Here is a 22452-nt window from a genome sequence, read left to right as displayed (position 1 = left end):
CCGTCAATGTTGCAAGTGGCAACGTGTACGCCAGTCACGTGCATACGGTCACGGTGTGAGGCTTGTGGCGCTCTCCGATATCGCGGACATGCTCGGTGGCGTGTCGCGCACGCGGGCGACCGAGATCACGAACCGGTCCACCTTCCCGAACCCCATCGACACGGTGGCGAGTGGCAAGGTCCGGGTGTGGGACCGCGCCGACGTCGAAGCCTGGATCAGGCGGTACCGGCCGAACCAGCCCCGTGGCGGGGACGACGAACAGCCCTGACGCGACGGTCCGCGTCGGGCCCAGCTATACGCACCCGGACGGGGCCACGCCGGCGCCCATTCGCCGCACCGGGGTCCTCGGCAGCAGGCCGCATCCGCATGCCAGCGATCTGCCGTGCTCGCGGGGCGACGTCGTCCCGGAGAGCCGGGCCCGCCGAGGGCTGGTCACCCGACGTCTGGTGGAACGTTGTGGGTCAGATGGAAAGGACGTGCTCGACGAGGTCCGGGCAGTGGGTTTTCCAGTTCAGCGCCGGCCCCTTGCGCATGAGGTCCAGGTTGAGCTTTCGGGCAGCCTTGATGATGCCGGGCCTGGTGAGCGCGTCGTGGGCGGATCGCGTCGAGGTGAAGCGCAGCCCCAGCACTCCAGGGCGGATCCGGTAGCGGGCCTCGGCCGTGTGCATCAACGCCAGCCCGAGGCGGGCTCGAAGACGCGAACGTGCGGCGGACCGGTCGATGTTCAGGTGGATCTCCAGTTCTTGCGGGGTGTGTTTTCGGTGGCAGACGTACAGGGTCTCCAGAGCGTGCACCGAGACGGTGAGCAGGCGCGGGTAGGCGCCGGCGTTGGTGCCCGGGAGCGCGCTGACCGTCCAGTAGCTCAGCTCCGTCAGTGCGGGCGCCGGCATGGTCGCGCGCAGGTAGGCGCCCACCAGGCGGGCCAACTCGTCGGTGAATCGGCGGTCGGCCTTCAGGCGGCTGAAGCGGTGGCTCGTGCGGTGGCGCAGGGCGGAATCGATCGGCCGGTCAGCGAAGGCGACGGGCTGCGGCTCGTCGTCGGTCAGCCAGCGCTGCTGCTCCGCCGGGGGTAGGAGAAGGTCCAGTTCGCTGACGCTGAGCCGGCCGGTGGTGTGCACGACGTTGCGAAGCTGCACCCCGGCCGCCTCGCGCCGGTGGATCTGGTCACGCTCCGCCTCGTCGAGTTGACTGCGACTGACCCGCCGGAAGGCGATCTCGACGATGTCGGACCAGGTCCGGCGATGGGCACAGAACCGCGTCACGACGTCCACCGCCTGTCCCACGTAGCGTTGGCCATCGGCAAAGATCAACTCGTACACCCCGCACCGGCCACCCGCCTTGGGCAGGAGGTGAGCGATCGAGTGCAACCCGTCCACCTTCAGTCGAGTGATCTCGCCACCGTCCATGCCGGACAACGGTAGGTTACTTGCGGCCGATCCCATCAGGGGCGGTCAGTGGAGGTCGCCACCAGGCACAGGTAGTGCAGTTCGGCGTCGTAGTCGACCACCACCACCCGAGCAGCGGCGCCGTTGGCCAACTGGTCGAGCAGCGCCCACCAGACGCCGGTGGACGGTTGCCCCGGCGGCATGACCGTGACCGGTCCGCCGAGCAGGGCCCCGACTGCGGCGAGGTTGGTGCCGAGCACCACCGAGACGTCCGCGCGCCCCGCGCCCAGCGCGCGCAGCTCGACCGCCGCCAGGGCGGCCACGTCGTCAGGCCCGACGTCCGCGTGCTGCCGGACCGCTGTCACCCGCGCGCTGTCGTCGGCCGGGCCGTCGCCGAGCAACAGCGCCACCGCCCGGTGCCGGTCCGGCACGGCGACCCCCGGGTCGTACGGCAGCACGGACTGCTCGACGACGATGAGCAGGGCCCGGCGGTACGCGTGGGCGCCGGCGATCCGCAGCCCGGTGAACGCCGCCGCCGACCCCTGGTCGCAGAGCGCGATGGACATCGGCGTGCCGGGGCAGACGTGACTGAGGTAGGCCGCGGTGGCCCGGCCGGGCAGCGCGTCGTGCACGGCGAACGCCAGCACCAGCAGGTCGACCGGCTCGTCCTCGGGCACGAGCGCCCCGATCAGCTCGGCGGCCATCTCCCCGTAGGACTGGCCCCGCGCCGCCGCGTCGACCCGCAGGCCGTACGGGCGTACCAGGTCGGTCAGGTACTCGGCGGCACGCTCGCGCAGCACGGGATCGTCGAGCAGGACCGCCGGGCCGGTGAACTCCCGGCGCGCGGCCCGGATCAGGTGCAGGTCGGTGCCCATCACGCTCCCCGGTCAGTGCTCGAACACCATGGCGGCGAACGTGGCCCCGTCCCCGGCGCCGACGGCCGCCACGAGGTACCGGTCGCCCGGCCGCAGCAGGTCGCGTTCCCGCGCGGTGCGGTAGTTGACGAACGCGTCCGCGCAGAACACGTGCCCGGCGCCGGTGATGTTGTCCAGCAGCACCCGGTCCAGCGGGAACCCGATCAGCTTGACCAGCCGCTTCCAGGTCATCAGGTTGACGTTGTGCGGCAGGATCAGCCGCAGGTCGGCAAGCGTCGTGCCGGCCCGCGCCAGGGCCCGACCGATCACCTCGGCCAGCGCCGGCCGGTACTCGCGCTGGAACCGGGCCGGGGACGCGCCGCCGGCCACGTCGAACTCGCCCCGCTGCGCGACGGCGTACGCGAGCAGCCGGTCCCGGCGGCCGTGCGCGCTGACCAGGCACGCGGACGCGCCTTCACTGAACACCGACGTCTCCGGGATGAACTGGGCGTCGCGGGTGAACGCCTTCTCCCCGGTGAGGACCAGCGCGAGCGGCTCCTCGCCCGGCGGGTGCGGCTCGGCGGCCAGCAGCCGGCCGGCCACGTCGACCGCGGCCAGCGCGCTCGCGCAGGACTGCTGCGTCAGCGTGAAAGCCACCGCGTGCCCCAGACCGACCGCCCGGCAGACGTCGTGCAGCGGGTTCACCGGGTACGGCGCCACCACCGGGAAGGCCCGCGCGTACACCACGAAGCGCACCCGGTGCGCGACCTCGCGCAGCGCGGTGAGGCCGTCGACCGCGTGCCGCAGCAGGTCGGTCAGGGACAGGTCGGGGTCGTGGCGCACCTCGGTCAGCCCGTGGAACCGCCGGAACAACCGGATCTGCATCTCGGTCAGGCGCAGCGGCGCGGCGAGGCTCTCGATCGGCACGCGGCGGGCCGGCAGGAACACCGAGACGGCGTCGACAGCCGTCATCCGCACACCGTCACGGAGAAGATCAGATCAACGACGCCGGTGGATGTCAACGCGCGTGGCATCATATCGACGTGGCTCGGTTCCTCTTCGTGGTGCTGCCGGTTTTCTCCCATCTGAACGCCCCGCTCGCCATCGGCCAGGCGCTGACGGCGGCCGGACACGAGGTGGCCTGGTGCGGTCCGCGCAGCGACCTGCGCCCGCTGATCGGCCCGGACGCCACGCTGTTCCCGACCGGGAAACGCTGGTACCGCCCGGACGGCGAGTCCGGGATGGCCGCGGTGCGCAGCCTCTGGGCGGGGCACGTGTTGCCGGCCAACCGCTTCATCCGGGACGCCGCCGAGCGGGCGGTCACGGAGTACCGGCCGGACGTCGTCGTCGTCGACCAGTACGCGCTGGCCGGCGCGCTGGCCGCACACCGGCACGGCGTGCCCTGGGCGACGTTCTGCGTCGGCATGCTGGAACTGACCCCGCCGACGGCGGAGATGCCCGAGTTCACCGACTGGGTGGCGGACCAGGTGCGGCGCGTGTGGGCGATGACCGACCTGCCCGTCGACGAAACGCTCGACCTGCGCTTCTCGCCGTACCTGGTGATCGGGCTGACCACGACGGCGCTCACCGGCCCGGCGCCGATGCCGGCGCGGTGCGTGCTGACCGGGCCGGCGCTGGGGCGGCGGCCGAACGCGCCCGACTTCGACTGGTCCGCCTGGGCGCCGGACCGCCGGCACGTGCTGGTCACCGTCGGGACGATGGCCGAGCACCTGGCCCGCGACTTCTACCGGCGGGTGACGGCCGCCACCGCGCCGCTCGCCGACCGGCTCCAGGTGATCCTCACCGCCCCGGCGGACCTGGTGCCCGACCCGCCGGCACATGTGCTGGTCGCGCCCCGGGTGCCGGTGCTGGAGCTGATGCCCCGGCTGGACGCGGTCGTCTCGCACGGCGGGCTGGGCACGGTCTCCGAGGCGCTGGCGCACGGCGTGCCGGTGGTGGTCGCGCCGATCCGGCACGACCACCCGGCCATCGCCCGCCAGGTGACCCGGGCCGGCGCCGGCCGCGAGGTCTCCTTCCACGAGGCGACCCCGGCGGAACTGACCGAGGCGGTGACCGCGGTCCTCGACGATCCGGCGTACCGGGCCGGGGCGGCCCGCGTCCGCGACTCGTTCGCCGCGGCCGGCGGCGCGAGTGCGGCGGCGGCGCACCTCGCCGCGCTGGCCGCGGCGCCGTGACGCCGACCCGCGGCGAACCGGAACGCATCGACCGTTGTCCCACGCCCGGGCCCGCACTAGCCTGACCTGACGCCCCCGTCCGGCCACCCTCGTGATCGGACGGTGCGCGACGCGGGCCGGCCCCGCGTCGTCGCCGCACGAGGAGGCTCGATGATCGAGGCCACCGGCCTACGCAAGTCCTTCCGGGTGGGGCGTGGTCGCGGCGCCAGCACGGTCGAGGCGGTCCGCGGCGTCGACTTCGCGGTCCGGCGGGGCGAGATCGTCGGCTTCCTCGGCCCGAACGGCGCGGGCAAGTCCACCACCCTGCGGATGCTGGCCACGCTGCTGCGCCCCAGCGGGGGCGCGGCGACGATCGCGGGCGTCGACCTGCTGCGCTCGCCGGCCCAGGTACGCCACCGGATCGGGTTCGTGGCGCAGGCCAGCGGCACCTACGACGACTCCACCGCCCGCCGGGACCTGATCCTCCAGGCGCGGATGCACGGCCGGTCGAAGGGCGTGGCGCAGGAGTTGGCGGCGGCGGCGATCCGCGCGTTCCAGCTCGACGACTTCGCCGACCGCAGGATCCGGACGTACTCCGGTGGGCAGCGCCGACGGCTCGACGTCGCGCTCGGGGTCATCCACTCGCCGCAGGTGATGTTCCTGGACGAGCCCACCGCGGGCCTCGACCCACCCAGCCGGGCCCGGATGTGGCAGGAGGTCCGGCGACTGCGCGAGGACGGCATGACGATCTTCCTCACCACGCACTACCTGGACGAGGCGGACAGCCTGTGCGACCGGGTCTCCATCATCGACGCCGGCCGGATCGTGGCCGAGGGCACGCCGTCGGCGTTGAAACGGGAGATCTCCGGGGACGTGGTCGCGATCGACTTCACCGCCTCCGACCTCGCCGACCCGGCCGGCGGCGGCCTGCCGGCCGCGACGAAGGTGCTCGCCGAGGCGCCCTACGTCCGCGGGTCCGAGCCGGTCGACGGCGCCCTGCGGCTCTACGTCGACAGCGCCGCCACGGCCATCCCGCAGATCATGCGGGCGCTCTACGACCGGGGCATCGAGCCGGGCGCGATCGAGACCCGCCGGCCCAGCCTCGACGACGTGTTCCTGGCCAAGACCGGCCGTTCGCTGGAGGAGTGACCGTGCGAGTCGTCCGTGACACCTGGCTGATCTTCCAGCAGGAGGCCGGCCTGATGGTGCGCAACCCGGTGATGGTCGCGTTCAGCCTGGCCCAGCCGATCACCTACCTCATCCTGTTCGCGCCGTTCCTCAAGGTGGTGATGGTCGACCGGGGCGCCTCCACGTACGCGGACGCCTACCGGATCTACGTGCCGGGCCTGTTCGTGGCGATGGGCCTCTTCGGTGGCCTGTTCGCCGGCTACGGGCTGCTCAGCGCGCTACGCGCCGGCATCATCGAACGCTGCCGGGTGACCCCGGTGAGCCGGACCGCACTGCTGCTGGGTCGCGCCCTGATGCACGTGTGCCTCAACGTGGTGCAGGCGGTCGTGATCACGCTCGTGGCGCTGCCGTTCGGGCTGCGCGTGCACCTGGCCAACCTGCTCGTCTCGTACGCGCTGCTGGCCGTGATGGTGCTGCTGAGCACGTCCATCTCGTACGACATCGCGTTGCTGGTCCGCAACGAGAACAGCCTCGGCGTGCTGGTGAACACCGTGGGCCAGCCGATCTCCCTGCTGGCCGGCGTGCTCATCCCGCTCGTGCTCGCCCCGATGTGGATCCAGCGGGCGGCGCTCTGGAACCCGTTCGCCTGGGCCACCGACGGCATGCGGGCGCTGTTCGCCGGCCAGATCCTGCAGACCGTGGTCTGGCAGGGCGCGCTCATCATGACCGGGCTCGCCGCCGCCAGCCTGTTCTGGTCGTCGCACCTGTTCAACCGCGAGGTCTCCTGACCGTCCGTGCATCGACCATTGTCTCGCCGTGCCCGGCGCTCTAGCCTGATCGTGTCCTGGCGCGGCGGGGGCGCTTTCGGTGAGCGTGTCACGTGGGGAGGCGACTCGTTTGGGTGCCGACAACTTCCGGGCGACCCTGGCGGCGGACCAGGAACTCGGCGCGGGCAACGTGCTGCTCCGGCTGGCCGAGCACGGCGCCGACATGCGGACGCCCCGGGTGACGTTCGACGTCGACATGGACGGCATCCCCGCCTGGACGCCGCTGTCGCTGGCCACCCTGACCGAGCGGGTCGCCGCCCGGGCGGCCTGGTTTGCCGGGCGCGGCATCGGCCGGCGCGACCCGGTCGCGGTCTACGTCACCTCCGCGCCGGACGTGTTCCTCAACTTCCTGGCCCTCACCCGGCTCGGGGCGATCCCGGCGCTGATGAACGGCAACATGCCGATCGAGTTGGCGGCCGAGTTCGTCCGGCGGCTGCGCGGCGTCGGCGTGCTCGTCGACGCCGACCACGACGCGCTGCGCGGTCACGACCTCGGCGTACCGGTCCTCGGTGACGCCGCCGAGACCGGCACCGGCGACCCGGCGCAGGCCCCCGCGCACCACCGGCACCATCCCGAGGACCCGGTCGTCATCACCCACTCCTCCGGCACCACCCGGGTGCCGGCCGCGATCGTCCACTCGCACCACGGCCTGTTCGCCGCGATCCGCGCCGTACGGCTCACCGAGTCCCGGCCGCACGGCGAGGTGCGGGAGCTGTCCGCGCTGCCGGCCGCGCACGCCGCCGGCATCATCACGCTCAACCAGGCGCTCTGCAACGGCTACCAGTTGCTCTGCCTCTCGGCGCAGGGCGGTCCGTTCGCGCGCAGCGCCGAGACCGTCCTCGACGCCATCGAGCGGTGGCGCCCGACCGGTGTGTTCGGCTTCGCCGTGACCTGGTCCGAGCTGGCCCGCGTCGACCTGACCACCCGTGATCTCAGCTCGGTGCGCAACTGGTTCAACACCGGCGACTGCGCCCACGAGTCGCACGTCCGCCGGCTGGTCGCGGTCGGCAGCCATCCCACCTGGACCCCGGACGGGCCGGTCGACGTGCCCGGCTCGAAGTTCGTCGACATGCTCGGCTCCACCGAGATGGGGCACGGCGCGTTCCGGATCACCCACCGGCCCGGCAGCAACCGCTACGACCGGTGCGTCGGCAAGCCGTACCCGTTCGCCGAGATCGCGCTGCTCGACGTGGCCACCGGCGAGGAGGTGCCGGACGGGCAGGTCGGGCACGTCGGGCTGAGGTCGCCGACGCTGGCCATCGGCTACTGGAACGACTCGGTCACCACGTACCGGACCCGGCTGAACGGGTACTACCTGACCGGGGACCTGATGTACCGCGACGCGCGGGGCGACTACCACCACGTCGACCGGGCCAGCGACGCGGTCGACCTGGGCGGCGGGACCTGGCTCTACACCGCGTTGTCCGAGGAACGCATCCTCGCGCACTGCCCGGATGTGCGGGACTGCACCGTCATCGCCGCCGCCGGGGACGACGGCGCCACCGTCACCGAGGTGCTGCTCCTGCTCACCGACGACGCCGACCCGGCGCTGGACCGCACCGACCGGGTCCGGGCCGCGTTGGGCCCGGCGGTGGCCGCGACGCTGCGCCGGGTGGTGACAGTGCCCGACGACGGCGTGGTGATGGGTCCGACCGGCAAGGTCCGCAAGTTCCTGATGCGCCAGCGGCTGCTGGCCGACGCCGGAGCGTCCACCGCGGGGTGAGCCGGGCCGCGCGGTCGGCGTGCGGGCCCTATCCTCGTGCCGTGTCCTACGCCGCCCTCACGTCCGCCGAGTGGAACGTCATGTCCGACGACGCCGCGCACCGGGTCGCGGCGGGAATCGCCGACCGGCACGGCCTGACGCTGCGGGGCCTGACGGTCCGGGCCGGCGCCGGGTGGTCGCACCGGCAGGCCCGGTTCGACCGGGACGGCACGCGGTTCGTGCTCGTCCCGGGCGGGCGACCGACACTCGGGTACGACGGCTCACGGTTCCGGCCGGACGCCGCCCAGGCGGCCGACTACGCGGAGAGCGCCGACGAGTACGGCCTGCCGTCCCTGCCCGAGTTCGTCGACGCGATGACGTCGCCCGAGCGGGTGGTGGAGCTGCCGGCCATGCTGGTGGCGGTGGACGCGCTCGACCCCTGCGGCGTGCCGTTGGCGCCGGACGATCCCCGGGTGCGCGAGGTGGCCGCGTCGGCGGAGCCGGGGATCGGCGGGATGCGGCGGGTCGGGCCGGACGGCGGGCTGCACGTCGAGTTCGACCGGGCCGGGCGGGTCACGCGGGCCCGGCTGATCCGACAGGTCTCGTACGACGAGGCGATGGCCGGGCTCGGGCGCCTGGGCCTGCGGACCACCACCCCGGACGAGTGGGAGTGGGCGTGCGGGGCCGGCGTGACGACGCTCTTCCGTTGGGGTGACGACCACCCTGCCGACGGATACCCCTTCGACCACCGCACCGGTCCGCACCGGGAGGAGAACCGGTGGGGCCTGGCGATCGGGCAGGATCCGTACCGGCACGAGGCGACGACCGAGCGGACCGTGGTGTGCGGCGGCGACGGCGGCGGCGCGACCTGCGGTGGCAGCGGATTCTTCCTGGGCTGGCTCACCCTGGCGACCGCCTACCGGGATGACGACTTCGGTCGCTGGCTCGCCTCCGACGACGGCTACGCCGACGAGGTCCTCACCCGCCCGGTCGTCGAGCTGCGCTGACCGGACCACCGGTGGCTGCAGGTGGGCGCGCGGGCGCGGGGGTGCGCCGCCGTGCCAGAATCGTCAGCCGTGTCCTACCTCCCCTCGCAGCCATACCCGCCGATGCCCGGCGCGGTCACGCCCCTGGTCGCCTACCCCCATCCGATCGCGCCGCCGCCGGGCTTCGCGGTGCTCGTCGTCTCGGTGAACCGGGGGCCCTACCTGGTGCCCGCGCCGACGACCAGCCGCTTCAAGGTGGACGGGCGGTCGGTGCCGATCCCCGGTGAGGGAACGTGGCACATCGCGGTCCCGGCCGGCCCGCGCGACGTCCGCTACACCGACTTCATGGGCATCCCGATCATCACCACGTCGGTGCTGGCCCAGCCCGGGGCCGCGCACCACCTCTCGTTCCGGTTCGGTGGCTGGCGCAACCGCGTCCACGACGCCTACGGCACCGACGTGACGCGGTTCGGCCTGTGGTCGAACTACAGCGTCGCGCTGGCCGCGCTGGTCGTCGTCGTGCCGCTCTGCTGCGGAGGGCTCGCGCTGATGGGCGTCTTCTCCACCTCCCCGTGACACCGTTCCGCCGGCCCGCTCCGTGATCCGACCCCGATCACCGTTGAACCGCCGGCGGTCCGGTCCGTAGTGAGCCCGACGGCAGGGTGGCGGTGGCGCAGGAGAGGGAGGGCGACGCGTGCGGATGCGGTGGGCCGTGCTGGCGGTGCTGGTGCTGGTCGGGATCTGGCTGGTGCCGACCGGCCCGGCGCACGCCGCGCCGGCGGAGACCGGCCGGTACTACGTGGTCGGTCCGCCGGTCGACGGACAGCGGGAATACCTGTACGCCATCGCGTTGCGCACGCTCGGCAACGGTAACCGTTACCGGGAGATCGTCGACCTGAACACCGGTCGCGCCCAGCCGGACGGGGAGACGTTCACCGACGGGCTGGTGCTGAACCCGGGCTGGGTGCTCGTGCTGCCCCGGGACGCCAAAGGCCAGGGGGTACGCATCGGCCCGCTGCCCCGGACCCGGACCCGGTCCGCCCCGCCGGCGACCCGGTCGCCGGACCCCGCCCCGTCCACGCCGGCCCGCACCACGGCCCCGCCGAGCCGCGTACCGCCGTCGACCCGGGCACCCGCCACCACGCGGGCGGCGACGCGTGCCCCGGTCGCCACGGAGGTGGCCGCCCCGCCGCCCGGGGGAGGCCGGACCTCGACCGGCGGGGTCGACCCGATGGTGATCCGCGTCGGCGCGGGCGTGCTGTCGGTGCTGCTCGCGGCGGTGGCGATCATGCTGCTGCGCCCGCGTCGCGCCGCTCGTGGCGTGTCCCTGGCCGGTGACGACGGGCCGTGGCCGCCCGAGCGGCACCACACGCCCGCGCCCGGTGACCGTATCGCGATCGCCCCCGGTGACGGCGGCACGCCCGCGTCCGGCGGCCCTGTCACGCCGGTGTCCGGTGACGGCGTCACGCCCGCGTCCGGCCGCCCTGTCACGCCGGTGTCCGGTGGCCGCGTCACGGCGACGGCCGGTGACCGCGTCGCGTCCGAGCCGGCGGCAGCGGGAGGGGCAGCGGCAGCGGACGACGCCGCGACGGCGGTCCGCCGGCCCGTCGGTGACCCGCCCGGATCGCCCCCGGCGGTCGCCCCGGACCAGCCGGCCGGCCGCTCGGGGAGCATCACGACGAACTCCTTGGCATCGCCGGCGCGCAAGGCGACGAAGGCCGGCACCGGCCGCTCCCGATCCGCGCCGTCACCGGCGCCGCCGGCCGGCCCGCCCGCCGCCGGGGCCGCCCCGCCGGCCACACCCCCGGCGTCGGGCGCGGCCGACGCGCCGAAGCCGCGTCCGGCGCCCTCGACGGCCTCCCCGGCCCTCCGTCCCGCCGCGTCGCCGGAGACCGCGACCGGCCCCGGAACCGGCCCCACCGACAACGACACCAAGGCCGGCCCCACCGACACCGCGACCGGGACCGGCTCAACCGACACCTCGACCCGGACCGGCCCCGCCGGCCCTGCGGCCGGCACCGGGACCGGTTCCGCCGGCACCGGAACGACGTCGGACGTGCCGCGCCCGCCGCTGCCCGCCGCGGACGAGGCGCCGTACCTCACCGCCGACCTGGAGACCGATGTCGGTCCGGCCCGGGTGCGGCTGGTCGGGGTGGCGGCCGGGCGGGGCGTGCCGCCGTACGCCTGGCTGGGCCCGGGGGAGACGGCCCCGCCGGCCGTGCTGCCGCTGGTGCTGGGGCGTCGCGGACCGTGGCGGCTGCACGTGGACCTGGCCCGGGTGCCCGACGTGTTCACGCTGGTCGGGCCGGCGGCGGTGTGTGGCCGCGCCGCCGCGACCCTCGCCGGCCGCCTGTCGGACGCCGGTGTCGGCGTCGCGGTGGTGGGGGAGGCGCTGGGCGCCGAGCTGCCGGACGGCTACCGCCGGCTGGCCGGCCTGCCCGAGCCGCCGCGGCCGGGGGAGGACCTGCCGGCGCCGTCCGTGGTGTTCACCGCGGGCCCGTCCCCGGCCGGGGCGCGCGGCCTCGCCGCCGCCACCGACGGACGCTGCGTGCCGGTGGTGCTGGGGCCGGTCCCGGCCGGCCGCTGGTCGCTTCAGTTCGAGGTGGCCGCCGGGCCGGTCGGGGCGGACTGAACGCCGCGCGCCACCACGGGCAGCGGGCCGGCCGCCACGCCGGGCACCGCCTCCCACGCCCCGTCCCGCGCCCGGTGGACGCGGTCGACCTGGACCCGGTCGTAGGAGCGGCTGGTGAGGATCAGCTCGACGCCGGCCTGCCGTAGCCGCTCGGCGCGGCCACGGGCCAGCGGCAGCGCGGTGAGGGCGTCGGCGGTGGCGACGACGTCGAGCGTACGGCCACGCGGCACCCGTACCTCCACGAGCAGCCGGCCGGCCCGGGCCGCCGGCCGCCGCCGGGACAGCGGCAACCAACCCGGCGCCAGGCCGCGCGAGTGTGCCGGCAGCAGCGCGTACGCCCGCCGGGTGCCGTGTGCCGGCCAGCGGCTGACGTCGTGCGGTAACCCGGCGCTCGACGCGTTCGTCGGCGCGGGGCGGATGCGCAGCGCCCCGCCGTCGAGCCCGTCGACAGGGCGCAACCGGCCGTCGTCGGTGGCCCGAAACGCGCCGCGGACCCGCACCCGGTCCAGCCGGCCGGCCGGCAGCAGGTAGGTGTCCGGGGCGCCGAGCAGGTACTGGAGGCGGGCCGGGACGTGTGAGCGCAGCACCTGCACCGGGATCGCGCCGCCCGGCTCGACCCGTACCCGCAGCAGGTCGGCCCGGTCCGGCGCGGACCGCGGGTCCAGGTAGCCGACCAGGAACAGCTCGGCGCTGGGTACGCCGTCGGCGGCGGCCCGCTCCAGGTCGCCGGTGACCGGCACGTACGCCTCGAACGCCTCGATCGTGACCTGCTGGCCGGGGCGCAGCCAGGGCGGCCCGTACCGGCCGGCACGGCGCTGCTCGGTGGCCAGCGGGGGACGGGGCGAGGACTCCGGGACGCTGACGTCGTGGTGGTCGGGCACGTCGGCGGTCGGCGGCTCGACCGCCCGCATCTCCTCGCCGTCGGCGTCTGCGTCTGCGTCGACGTCTGCGTCGGTCACCACGATGCGCTGCCGCGACGGGCGCGGCACCAGGAGACCGTCCGCTGTCGCGTCGACGCCCGGCGGGCCCTCGGCGTACCGGGGGCGGTGGGCCTGCCACGGCGCGACACCGCCGGCCGCGTCGAGCGCGCGCAGGTGGCGGTGGTCGGCGACGAGTTCGGCGCGTCCGCCCGGCGGCGGGGTCCAGACCGTGGCGCCGGTGGTCTCGGCCAGCTCGGCGGCCTGGGCCGCGAGCTTCGCCTGCTCGTCCGGCTCGGACGGCCAGGTGAGCCAGAGCCGCAGGTCGGCGCCGTAGAGCGGCAGCTCACCGAGGAGCGCGGCCAGGTGCCCGGCGTCGCGGACCTGCTGGGTGCCGCTGTAGTCGCCGATCAGGAAGCCGCCGGAGCGGGCCGTGACGGAGACGGTGACCAGTTCCGTCGCGGTGGCGCCGAGCCGGTGGGCGGTGGCCCGGCGGGCCACGAAGTCGGCCCGGGTGGCCAACGCCACACCGGTGGGCAGCGGCAGGTTGACCACGCCGGTGCGGGGCCGGACCAGACCGTCCTCCACCGCGAACCAGCCGGGCAGCGGGGTGGCGAGGTCCGGTGGTTGCAGCACCAGCCAGTCCATCGGCTGCCGGGTCACGCGGTCCAGCGGCAACGCGTGCAGCGGCCCGTCGTCGGCGTCGGGCACCCGGCCGGGCAGCACCTGCCGGATGTCCGCGCCGTCCGGGCTGACCAGCACGTCGTGCCCGAGCAGGCCGGCCACCTCGGTGAACAGCTCGGCGTGGCGGGCCCCGTCGTCGGTGAGGATCCGGACGTCGTCGGCGGCGTCCCCGGTCCGCCGGACCAGGTCCGCCAGCGCGGGCGCGTCCAGCGGGCGGTCCGGCGCGGTGGGCAGCGCCGGCTTCCCGCGCGGGCCGCACACCAGCCACAGATCGAGCAGGCCGGGCACCCGCCGGTGCCGGCGCGGGTCGAAACGGCGGGTGGTCGGCATCCGGTCGAGTCCCCGGCCGCCCACGGCGGCGGTCCGTGCCAGCCCTGTCACCGCCGCCCCGCCTTCGTCACACAGTCGTCCCGCCGTCGGCCGGAGCCGTTCGACATCGAGGGCCGGTACCCTCGGCGGTCTCCATGACGGACGCCATGGAAATCTGGTTCAGATTGATTTGAACGAAGTCGGCGCTGATCCGCAATAGACGGTGACGGCCGATCGGTCTGGGCCGCGGTGACGGAAGGGGACCCGAGGTGCTGGCGAAGCACTCCATCCTTGCAAGACTGCTCGTGGTGGTGATGGTCGGCTGCGCGATCCTGGCCGTGCCACGGCCCTCGGCCGCCCGGTCCGGGCCGGACACCGAGCCGTACGTGAAGTACTACGTGGTAGCGGCGCAGTACCAGGGCCAACCGGAGAATCTCACCGAGATCGCCCGGCGGTTCCTGGGCAGCGGCGCGCGGGCCGCCGAGATCTACCAGCTCAACACCGGTCGGGTCCAGCCGGACGGGGCCCGGCTCACCGATCCGGGCACGCTGCGGGCCGGGTGGCACCTGGTGCTGCCGTGGGACGCCGCCGGCGAGGGGGTCGAGTACGGACAGTTGCCGGCCCCCCGCCGGCCGTCGGCCCGTCCCACGCCGACCCGGTCGCCGGGCGCGCGGCCGGACGGCAGCCCGTCACCGGGCGCGAGTCCCACGCCCTCCGGTACGCCCAGCGGGCCCGGTCGGGACGGGAAGTGCACCGCCACCACCGCGTCGAGCGGGCGGTCGGAGTGGGCGCAGCTTCGCATGGCGGCGGACAGCGCGTGGACCCTGACCCGCGGCAACGGCGTCAAGGTGGCGGTCGTCGACACCGGCGTCGACGCCGGTCTCCAGCAGCTCAGCGGCCGGGTCGCGGTGGGCGCTGACGTCACCGTCGGTAATGGGCGCGGGGACGAGGACTGCCTCGGCTCCGGTACGGCGATGGCGGGCATCATCGCCGCGGACGACAGCGTCGAGAACCGCCCGGTGGGGCTGGCGCCGGACGCCACCATCGTGCCGGTGCGGATGGTCCGGTCCTCCGGCGACGCCCGCCCGGCCGACGCCGCGACGGCCATCGAGGTGGCGGTCAGCACCGGCGCCTCGGTGGTGGCGCTCGGTTCCCGGGTCGACCTGGCCGACCCGGCGGTGGCGGCGTCGCTGGCCACCGCGCTGGAGCACGACGTGCTGGTGGTGGCGGGAGCGCCGGTCAAGCCCACCACGCTCCCGTCGCCACGGGGCGGGTCCGGCGGGTCGTTGGTGCTCACCGGCGGCGTCGGCGCGGGCGGCCAGCTCGCCGAGAAGTACGTCGACGGCTCGGTCGAGGTGGTCGCGCCCGGCATCGAGGTGGCGACGCTCGGTGCCGGCGGCGGCAAGGTGATCGGCAACACCGGCACCGAGTTCGCGGTGGCGTTCGTGGCGGGCGAGGCCGCGCTGATCCGGGCCGCCCAGCCCGACCTCAGCGCCGCGCAGGTGGAGGAGCGCATCCGCGCCACCGCCGAACCGGTGGGCGGGCAGGTCGCCGAGGGAGATCCGCGCTACGGCTCCGGCATGATCAATCCGGCGGCCTCGGTGGCCCCGTCCGTGGACGCCCAGGCTCCGGCCGCCGCGCAGGCGGGCCGGGGCGGGGGCACGCTGGTCGCCGTGCTGCTGGGGTTCGCGCTGCTGTTCGGCGCGGGCGGCTTTCTGGTCTACCGGCTGCGCCGCCGCCGCTGGGCCGGCTGACGCCAGGTCGTGAGGCAGGGCCCCTTTTTGACAGACGTCTGTCAAAAAGGGGCCCCGCCTCACACTCTCCGGCTAGCGCAGCGACCAGGTCTGCTTCGGGTTGAACACGCAGGTCCACGCGTTCAGCGGGGCACCCGTCCCGTGCCCGTCCACGTCCAGGCAGCGGTCCGTCTCCTGGTTGAACAGCGACCGGGTGCCCTGGTACTCGATCCACTTCCACTTCTGGGCCGGGTTGCCGCTGCACAGGGCGCTCTGCACCGGCGCGCCGTCCCGCTTCTCACCCCAGGCCACGTCCAGGCAGAGACCGTTGGCGCGGACGCTCCCGTCGGACGCGAACGTCCACCACTGCGCCCGCTCCTCCCGGCACGGCCGCAGGACCACCGGGATGCCGTCCCCGGCGCCGCCGCTGGCGCACAGCCCGGTCTCCTTGCCGACGAGCTGCTTCGCGCCGGTCGGGCGCTTCGGCGGGGCCGGCTTCTCCGGCTCGGCCGGCGGGCGGGTCGACGGCGACGCGCTGGGCCGTGGCGCGGGCGGCCTGACCGTCGGCGTCGGGCTGGGCGACCGGGGCGTGGCGGACGGGGAGGGGCTCGGGCTGGCCGGCGCCGCCGTGAGCCGTCCGTCGAGCGCGTAGAAGTCGGTGAACTCCTTCACCCGGCGCAGGAACGCCTGCGTGTCGTCGTCCAGCTCACCGCCGGTCTGTCGTACCGCGGTCGGCCCGTTCCGGTACGCGGCCAGCGCCAGCAGGCCCGGGTCACCCTCGAGGCCGGCGAGGTCGCGACGCAGCGCGCAGAGCGCGACGCCGACCGCGGGGACCGCCACCTGCGGGTCCCACGGTGAGGCGCCCGCCGGCCCGTGCGCCCGCCACACCTCGGGCAGGAACTGGGCGATGCCCCGCCGGCCGTCGTCGCCGAGCAGGTTCGGGTCGAAACCCGACAGCGCCATGAGCTGGGCCGCCACCGCCGCGGGCAGCACCTCCGGACACACCGAGCCGGCCCGCGCCACGAGTCGGACGTAGCTCGCCGGCACCGCCTTCGGCTGCTGACGCTCGGTGTCCGGTCGGGTGGTGCCGGAGCCGCCGAACGCGGTCAACTCGCCGTAGTACGCCGCGTAGCGGCTGACGTCGTCGACGTACGTGACCGCGTCGGACGGGACGCCCTTCGCCTCGCGTACCCGGTCGAGGTCGGTGTGGAACGCGGCCAGGGACAGCCGCCACGGGTCGCCGGGGATGGCGGCCAGGCGCAGTTGCCCACTGAGGTCGCACATCTGGTGGGCCAGCGCCAGGATGTTGGCGGCCGTGTCGGTGCGGTCCGCGCCCGGCCACGGCGCCCAGGACTTCCACCGGTCGTCGTCCAGACCGGCGAAGCCACGACCACCCGAGGTGGTCTTGCCGACGCGTCCGTCCAGGCCGGACTCGGTCATCAGCTGCCCGGCCAGCCGGGCCGGCGTCAGCGTGGGGCAGGAGCGGGCCGCGGCCCGGATGGCGGTCAGATGCTCGGCGGAGACCTTGCGGCCGGTCAGTTTGTCGTCGCGGGCGGTGGCGATGCCCCAGCTCACGGAGGCGACCACCATGAGCAGCACCGCGAGGCCGGCCGCGATGGCGGCGACGACACGACGCGGCATCCGGGCGAGCCGGGATCGGAGGCCAGGAAGATCGGGTGTCACGGGACTTCCCTTCCGGTGATGACGTCGCCAGGCGTGACGCATGCGCGACGTCCTCGGTTCACCCGACCGGAATCTTTCCGATTCCAGTCCGGCCGCCATTGAACCGACCGGCGCACCGGGCCGTCAACGTGGACGGCGCCGGACGGACCGATTTCCGCCGCCGGACACCGCCGGACCGTCGATCGGAGTGCTCGATGTGGACTCGCCACCATTCGCCCGACACGGGGCTGACCAGCCTCGTCGTGGGCTGGGCCGGCCCGCGCCGGGTCGTCGTCCGTCGGGCGGGGCGCGCCCGGTGAGCACCGCCACCCTGGTCGCGGTCCGCCGGCCGGCGACGGCGTCCGATGAGTACGGTTATCCTTCTCCCTCAGAGGGGTCCGGTGCCGTGGCGCCGGGCCGGCCGGGCGGGCACGCCCGACACGTCAGGGGGAGGCGTTCGGTGTCGGCGGTGCCCAACGAGGCGGTGGAGCCCGGAGTTCCGGGCGAGGCCGTCGGGCAGGGTTCCGCCGAGAGCCTGATGCGGTGGATCCACGAGCAGTACCGTGAACCGCTCCTACGCTTCGTCACCCGCCTGGTGCTCGGCCGGCAGGAGCTGGCCGAGGATCTCGTGCAGGAGACGTTCCTGCGGGCCTGGCGCAACCTCGGCACGCTGGCCGAGGAGCCGCGCCGGATCGCCCCCTGGCTCTACACCGTCGCCCGGCACGTGGCCGTCGACGCCGGCCGGGCCCGGCAGGCCCGGCCACCCGAGGTCGCCGTGCCGGACCTCAACCGGCTCACCTCGGCCGACGACGAGATGGACCGGGTGGTCACCGCCCACACCGTCCGGCTGGCGCTGCGGCAGATCAAGCCGGAGCACCGGGCGGTCCTGATCGAGATGTACTACAAGGGCGCCTCGGTCGCGGAGGCGGCGGAGCGGCTCGGGATACCCGAGGGTACGGTAAAGTCCCGGACGTACTACGCGGTGCGGGCGCTGCACGCGGCGATCGGCCCGATCGAGTCGGCCTGATGTCACGTCCCGGCGACTCCTCGTCCGATCCCGGCACCGACGCGGTGACCCGGGTCGTCGTTCCGGCGCACCCTTCGTCGGGTCGGGAAGGGGGGCGTGATGCGCACCGGTGGTGAACACCCCACGTCCGCGCACGAGGCGCTCGCGCTCTACCTGCTCGGCGCGCTCGACGAGACCGACCGCGTCGCGTTCGAGGCGCACCTCGCCGGCTGCGACGAGTGCCTCTCCGCCGCCGCCGACCTGGGTGGCGTGACCAGCGGGCTCGGCGCGCTCGACGCGGCCGACTGGGCCGAGTTCGACGTTCCGCCGGCCGCGGTCCTGCCGCCGGCCTCCGTGCTGCCCCCGCGGGCCGTCCCGGCGGTGCGCCCCGACCCGGCGTCCTCCGCCGTCGTCGAGCCGGCCGTCCCCGACCCGGCGTTTCCCGACCCGGCCGTCCCCGACCCCGTCGTCGCCGGGGAGCCGGTCGCGCCCGTCGTTCGGGAATCGGCCGTGCCGGTCGTCGGGGAGCCGGCCGTGCCGGTCGCCGGTGGACCCGTCGTACCGGAATCCCCGTCGGACGCCGGTGCCCGGCCGGCGCCGCCCGCCGTACCCCGCTCCGGGCCGGACCTGGACGGCCCGACCGCGCCTGACGACGGGCCGATGCCGGCGGGCCGGCGGCCCGTGCGGCCCGGCCGAGGGTCCGGCGGCACGACCGGGCCGGCGACGGCGTCCGGTCACCGCTCCCGCCCCGGCGACGGCCGTTCCCGGCCGCTCTCCGCCCGGCGCCGGTTGCTGCTCTGGGGTGGGGCGGTGGTGCTGGCGCTCGCGGTGCTCACCGGTGGGATCGTCGCCGCTGTCGGCGGCGGGGGCCGCGACGACCTGGTGCTGACCGCCACCGGCGAGGCGCCCGGCCAGGGTGTCAGCCTCTCCGTGTCGATCACCACCCACGAGGGCCAGGGCTCCACGATCAGGATCACCGCGACCGGGCTGCGGCCCGGCCTGCGCTACCGGCTCTTCGCGGTGACCCGGGACGGCGTCACCCACCCCGTCCGGGACTGGACCGCCTCGGCCGGTCCGCAGGAGGTGACCGGGGAGCTGTCGCCGTCGGTCGACGACCTCTCCTTCGTCGGCGTGGGCCGGCCGGACGGCACCTCCGTGGTGACCGCGCCGATCTCCCGCTGACCGCAACCCCTCCGATCCGCACCGACTCCGGTTGAACCGGAAGCCCGCCCGCGCCGTCGTGTGGCCGTGCGCCTGCCGCACTCGTCGGGGACGTGACGCGTCCCCGCGTCAGGCCGAGGGAGGGCTACATGGCAGTGAACACCGGATCGTCGACCCGCGGGCGGCCGACGCGCAGGAGGTCCGCCCTGCTCGCCGCCGTGTTGCTCGGGTCGGGGCTGATCGTGGGCGTGCCGGGCGGCACGGCGACCGCCGCCACCGGGGAGCGGGTGACGTTCGTCAACGGCACCGCGGAGACGCTGTGGATCGGTGCGGGGGAGAGTGGGGACGGCTCGCGGCCGATCAGCGGCCTGCCCACCCTGCGTCCGGGCGAGAAGAGCACCATCGTCATCCCGGACGCCGGCGAGCCGGGCCACTGGCGGGGCCGGTTCTTCGCCCGCCAGCGCTGCGACGGCGACCCGAACGGGTCGTTCCGCTGCCTGGTCGGTGACTGCGGCGCGTTCGCCGACCGGTGCGAGCGGGGCGCGGAGCCGGTGAGCCTGGCCGAGTTCAACTTCGACCGGAACAACGCCGCCGCGCCCTGGTACAACGTCAGCTACGTCGACGCGGTCTCCACCACGATCACGATCGACGCGCCCGGCGCCCCGAGGCCGGAGGCGGCGGGCAGTTGCGCGCGGTGGGACTGCTCCGCCGGCCAGCTCCTCGCCGCCTGCCCGGAGGCGCACGCCGTCCGGGACCCGGCCCGGGGCGACCGGATCAACTGCGTCAACCCGAACCGGGACGCGGAGAGCGCGTACACCGCCGCGCTGCTCCCGTTCGGCCCGCGTGCCTACCTGTGGTCCACCCACGACCGGGTCGCCGGCAACGAGACGGTCTACAACTGCCCGGGCTGCGCGGACGTCGTGGTGACGTTCCGCGGCGGCGGGGCCGCGCCGGCGCCGTCGCCGAAGCGTACGGTCGTCCGCTCCACCCCCGGCTTCGCGCTGCGCGGGTACGCGGACAAGTGCGTCGACGTGCCGGGCGGCGAGTCGGCCGACGGGGTGCGGTTGCAGCTCTGGCACTGCAACGGCACCCCGGCCCAGCGGTTCACCCGTGGTCCCGGCGACACGTTGACGGTGCTGGACAAGTGCATGGACGTGGCGTGGGCGTCCCGGGACAACGCGGCCAAGGTGCAGCTCGCGTGGTGCAACGGCGGGCCGGCGCAGGTCTGGGTGGCCGAGGGCGGGCTGCTGCGCAATCCGCACTCCGGCAAGTGCCTCGACGTGCGCGACTGGAACTCCGACGACGGTGCGCCGCTACAGATCTGGGAGTGCGCCGCCAGCCAGAGCAACCAGAACTGGCGCGAGGCCGCCCGCTGATCCGACCGACCCCGGGACGGGCCGGGTGCTTCCGCGCCCGGGCCCGTCCGGCCACCGCCGTGCGCAGCGCCGCCCCGGGCGGTTCCTTCACCGAGCCGCCGGCCGTGCGCAGCGGTCACCGGGGTAGTCGGTGAGGCCGAGTCGGTGGTGGACGGCGGCGTCCGCCCGGCCGGTGGGGCCGGGCGGGGACGGGCTCCGGAAAAAACCTGGGATCCACGCTGAACCGGGTGGGCGATCGCGTCGTAGTGCGGCCGGCAGACGCGACGCGAGCACAGAGGGAGGCGAGACGGACGATGAGCCAGCCGGTGATGCTGCGGCGACCAGCCGAGCGTGACGAGCGTCCGGCCCGACACCGCGACGTCCTCTCCGACCAGGGCATCGGCTGGATCGGCGCGCACGGCGGCGCCGGCGCCAGCACCCTCACCCGGCTGCTCGGCGGCACCGACGTCGGGTGCCGGTGGCCGGACCCGGCGATCGGTGAACCGGCCCGGGTCGCGGTGGTCGGCCGGACCAACCTGGACGGTCTGCGGGCGGTCTCCCGTGCGTTGAACGCGATGCGGGAGGGCCGCCATCCGGCCGGGATGTGGCTGGTGGGGGTGGTGCTGATCGCCGACGCCCCAGGCCGGCTGCCGGCGCCGCTGCTCGGCCGGATCCGGCTGCTGCGCGCGATCGCCCCGGTGCACCGGGTGCCGTGGGTCCCGTCGTACCGGGTGGGGGTGGAGCCGAAGCAGCCGCCCCGACAACTGGCCCGGCTGGCCGCCCTGGCGGAGGCCCGGCCGGGACGGGGGACGCGGTGACCCGGCCGGGCCGGTCCGGGCCGGTCCTGGTCGCCCTGGTCCTGGCGCTGCTCGCCCTCGCCCCGCCGACGGCGGCGGTGGCCGCGGGCAGCTACACGGTGACCGTCGACGGCGGTGACGCCGCGTTCCTCTACAAGATCTGCCTGAAGACCACCACCACGGTGAACACCTACCCGGCCGGGCACGGCGACCGGGTCTGTTCGGGCAAGAAGGGCTCGACCGACGGCTCGTTCGACCTGACCGCCGAGTACACCGACGGGGACACGGTCTGGATGGACGTCGAGATGCTCGTGGATCTGAGCGGCCACTCGCGGACCAAGGACAACGTGGAGATCACCGGATCCCACTCGTGCACGCTCAAGGGCGCCCTGTACGCGGGCAAGTTCACGTGCGAGAACGCGATCAACAAGAAGAGCTTCAGCACCCCGTCGATCGCACCGTACGAGGTGGACGTCGACGACGCCGGAGCGCCGGTCGTGCAGTTGCTCACGCTGATGGCGTGGTGTGTGAGCGCCGCCGCCGTGGTCGGCCTGCTGCTGACCGGCATGACGTTGGCCTCGCAGTTGCGGCGCGGCGCGCTGGAGGAGCGGACCGAGTACACCAGGCAGATCGCGTTCGTGCTGGCGGCGTGCCTGCTCGCGACCACCGCCGGGCCGCTCGTCGAAGCGCTCGGGTTCAGCCAGTGACCACCCGACCCGACCGGCCACCGGCCGGCTGACCGACCGTCCCTGACATCGAAGGAGCACCCATGGCCCTCTCCGACATCTACTACAGCGGGCTGGTACGGATCCCGGTCGGGTTCCGCCTCGCGCCCGACCCCGAGTCGTCCGGCGGCGGCGGGGTGCCGCAGCCGTCCACCGGCGGCAACTCGGTGCCTGGGCAGCTCGCCACGAAGGTCGAGCAGGCGCTCGGCCTGGTTGCCTGGGCGGGCACCGCGGCCGGGGTCCTCGGCGTGCTGATCACCGGCGCGGTGATGGCCATCTCGCACAAGCGGGGCGAGAGCTCGGAGCACATGAGCCGGCTGGGCATGGTGCTGGGCGGCTGCATCCTGGTCGCCACCGCCGGCCCGATCGTGAGCTGGGTCTTCGGCACCGGCGGCCAGGGCGAGGGGAACTGACC

20 protein-coding genes are annotated in these 22452 nt (G+C 74.9%); 15 read left to right on the top strand and 5 right to left on the bottom strand.

The window, feature by feature from the left end:
• Positions 1-55 precede the first annotated feature (55 nt).
• Entirely contained in the window at positions 56-268 is a 213-nt protein-coding gene (locus ACIA6B_RS13895; protein WP_396773294.1) for a helix-turn-helix transcriptional regulator, read from the top strand.
• Between the two features lie 193 nt (positions 269-461).
• On the opposite strand, the gene ACIA6B_RS13890 is transcribed toward ACIA6B_RS13895, so the two are convergent.
• From ACIA6B_RS13890 to ACIA6B_RS13880, 3 genes are read right to left on the bottom strand one after another with little or no spacing between them, the layout of a single operon-like run.
• Positions 462-1406, bottom strand: a complete 945-nt coding sequence (locus tag ACIA6B_RS13890; protein WP_396773292.1) for a GIY-YIG nuclease family protein — start codon at positions 1404-1406, stop codon at positions 462-464.
• A gap of 35 nt (positions 1407-1441) precedes the next feature.
• Positions 1442-2260 (bottom strand): 2-hydroxy-acid oxidase, encoded by an 819-nt coding sequence (locus ACIA6B_RS13885; protein WP_396773290.1) that lies wholly within the window; start codon positions 2258-2260, stop codon positions 1442-1444.
• A 12-nt stretch (positions 2261-2272) separates the two neighbouring features.
• The gene (locus tag ACIA6B_RS13880; RefSeq protein ID WP_396773288.1) at positions 2273-3211 is read right to left on the bottom strand and encodes a 3-oxoacyl-[acyl-carrier-protein] synthase III C-terminal domain-containing protein; all 939 of its coding nucleotides are present in this window, start codon (positions 3209-3211) and stop codon (positions 2273-2275) included.
• Positions 3212-3282: 71 nt separating this feature from the next.
• Between ACIA6B_RS13880 and ACIA6B_RS13875 the strand changes: the two genes are divergently transcribed.
• From ACIA6B_RS13875 to ACIA6B_RS13845, 7 genes are all read left to right on the top strand, one after another.
• Positions 3283-4434: a glycosyltransferase gene (locus tag ACIA6B_RS13875; RefSeq protein ID WP_396773286.1), complete on the top strand. Its 1152-nt coding sequence runs from the start codon at positions 3283-3285 to the stop codon at positions 4432-4434.
• Positions 4435-4584: 150 nt separating this feature from the next.
• Entirely contained in the window at positions 4585-5562 is a 978-nt protein-coding gene (locus ACIA6B_RS13870; RefSeq protein WP_396773284.1) for an ATP-binding cassette domain-containing protein, read from the top strand.
• A 2-nt stretch (positions 5563-5564) separates the two neighbouring features.
• Entirely contained in the window at positions 5565-6329 is a 765-nt protein-coding gene (locus ACIA6B_RS13865; protein ID WP_396773283.1) for an ABC transporter permease, read from the top strand.
• Positions 6330-6438: 109 nt separating this feature from the next.
• Complete coding sequence (locus tag ACIA6B_RS13860) at positions 6439-8091, top strand: class I adenylate-forming enzyme family protein (protein WP_396773281.1); 1653 nt, start codon at positions 6439-6441, stop codon at positions 8089-8091.
• 41 nt (positions 8092-8132) lie between these two features.
• The gene (locus tag ACIA6B_RS13855; RefSeq protein WP_396773280.1) at positions 8133-9077 is read left to right on the top strand and encodes a hypothetical protein; all 945 of its coding nucleotides are present in this window, start codon (positions 8133-8135) and stop codon (positions 9075-9077) included.
• Between the two features lie 69 nt (positions 9078-9146).
• Entirely contained in the window at positions 9147-9632 is a 486-nt protein-coding gene (locus ACIA6B_RS13850) for a hypothetical protein (protein ID WP_281942285.1), read from the top strand.
• 118 nt (positions 9633-9750) lie between these two features.
• Complete coding sequence (locus ACIA6B_RS13845; protein WP_396773278.1) at positions 9751-11688, top strand: hypothetical protein; 1938 nt, start codon at positions 9751-9753, stop codon at positions 11686-11688.
• On the opposite strand, the gene ACIA6B_RS13840 is transcribed toward ACIA6B_RS13845, so the two are convergent.
• Positions 11649-13670 carry a hypothetical protein gene (locus ACIA6B_RS13840; RefSeq protein ID WP_396773276.1) on the bottom strand — a complete coding sequence of 674 codons (2022 nt, stop codon included), beginning with the start codon at positions 13668-13670 and terminating at the stop codon, positions 11649-11651. The genes ACIA6B_RS13845 and ACIA6B_RS13840 overlap by 40 nt on opposite strands.
• 197 nt (positions 13671-13867) lie before the next feature.
• On the opposite strand from ACIA6B_RS13840, the gene ACIA6B_RS13835 reads away from it, so the two are divergent.
• Positions 13868-15352 (top strand): S8 family serine peptidase, encoded by a 1485-nt coding sequence (locus tag ACIA6B_RS13835; RefSeq protein ID WP_396773275.1) that lies wholly within the window; start codon positions 13868-13870, stop codon positions 15350-15352.
• Between the two features lie 72 nt (positions 15353-15424).
• Here ACIA6B_RS13835 and ACIA6B_RS13830 read toward each other — a convergent pair whose 3' ends face one another.
• Complete coding sequence (locus ACIA6B_RS13830) at positions 15425-16972, bottom strand: ricin-type beta-trefoil lectin domain protein (RefSeq protein ID WP_396773273.1); 1548 nt, start codon at positions 16970-16972, stop codon at positions 15425-15427.
• 481 nt (positions 16973-17453) lie between these two features.
• Between ACIA6B_RS13830 and ACIA6B_RS13825 the strand changes: the two genes are divergently transcribed.
• The 6 genes from ACIA6B_RS13825 (at position 17454) to ACIA6B_RS13800 (ending at position 22450) form a co-directional block, all read left to right on the top strand.
• Positions 17454-18020, top strand: coding sequence for a sigma-70 family RNA polymerase sigma factor (locus tag ACIA6B_RS13825; RefSeq protein WP_396773271.1), 567 nt, complete (start codon positions 17454-17456; stop codon positions 18018-18020).
• Positions 18021-18119: 99 nt separating this feature from the next.
• Positions 18120-19181 (top strand): zf-HC2 domain-containing protein, encoded by a 1062-nt coding sequence (locus ACIA6B_RS13820; RefSeq protein ID WP_396773269.1) that lies wholly within the window; start codon positions 18120-18122, stop codon positions 19179-19181.
• 128 nt (positions 19182-19309) lie between these two features.
• On the top strand, positions 19310-20536 hold the full coding sequence (locus ACIA6B_RS13815) for a ricin-type beta-trefoil lectin domain protein (RefSeq protein WP_396773267.1): 1227 nt from the start codon (positions 19310-19312) through the stop codon (positions 20534-20536).
• A 293-nt stretch (positions 20537-20829) separates the two neighbouring features.
• On the top strand, positions 20830-21333 hold the full coding sequence (locus ACIA6B_RS13810; RefSeq protein ID WP_396773265.1) for a hypothetical protein: 504 nt from the start codon (positions 20830-20832) through the stop codon (positions 21331-21333).
• Positions 21330-22019: a hypothetical protein gene (locus ACIA6B_RS13805; protein WP_396773264.1), complete on the top strand. Its 690-nt coding sequence runs from the start codon at positions 21330-21332 to the stop codon at positions 22017-22019. Before ACIA6B_RS13810 ends, ACIA6B_RS13805 begins: the two co-directional genes overlap by 4 nt.
• Positions 22020-22081: 62 nt before the next feature.
• A complete protein-coding gene (locus ACIA6B_RS13800; protein WP_396773262.1) occupies positions 22082-22450 on the top strand; it encodes a hypothetical protein in 369 nt (122 codons plus the stop codon).
• The last annotated feature ends 2 nt before the right edge of the window (positions 22451-22452 follow it).

It is taken from the genome of Micromonospora sp. NPDC051141, assembly GCF_044455765.1.
GTDB lineage: Bacteria > Actinomycetota > Actinomycetes > Mycobacteriales > Micromonosporaceae > Micromonospora.
Note: the sequence above shows the minus strand (reverse complement) of the source record. Positions and strands in the feature narration are given on the sequence as shown.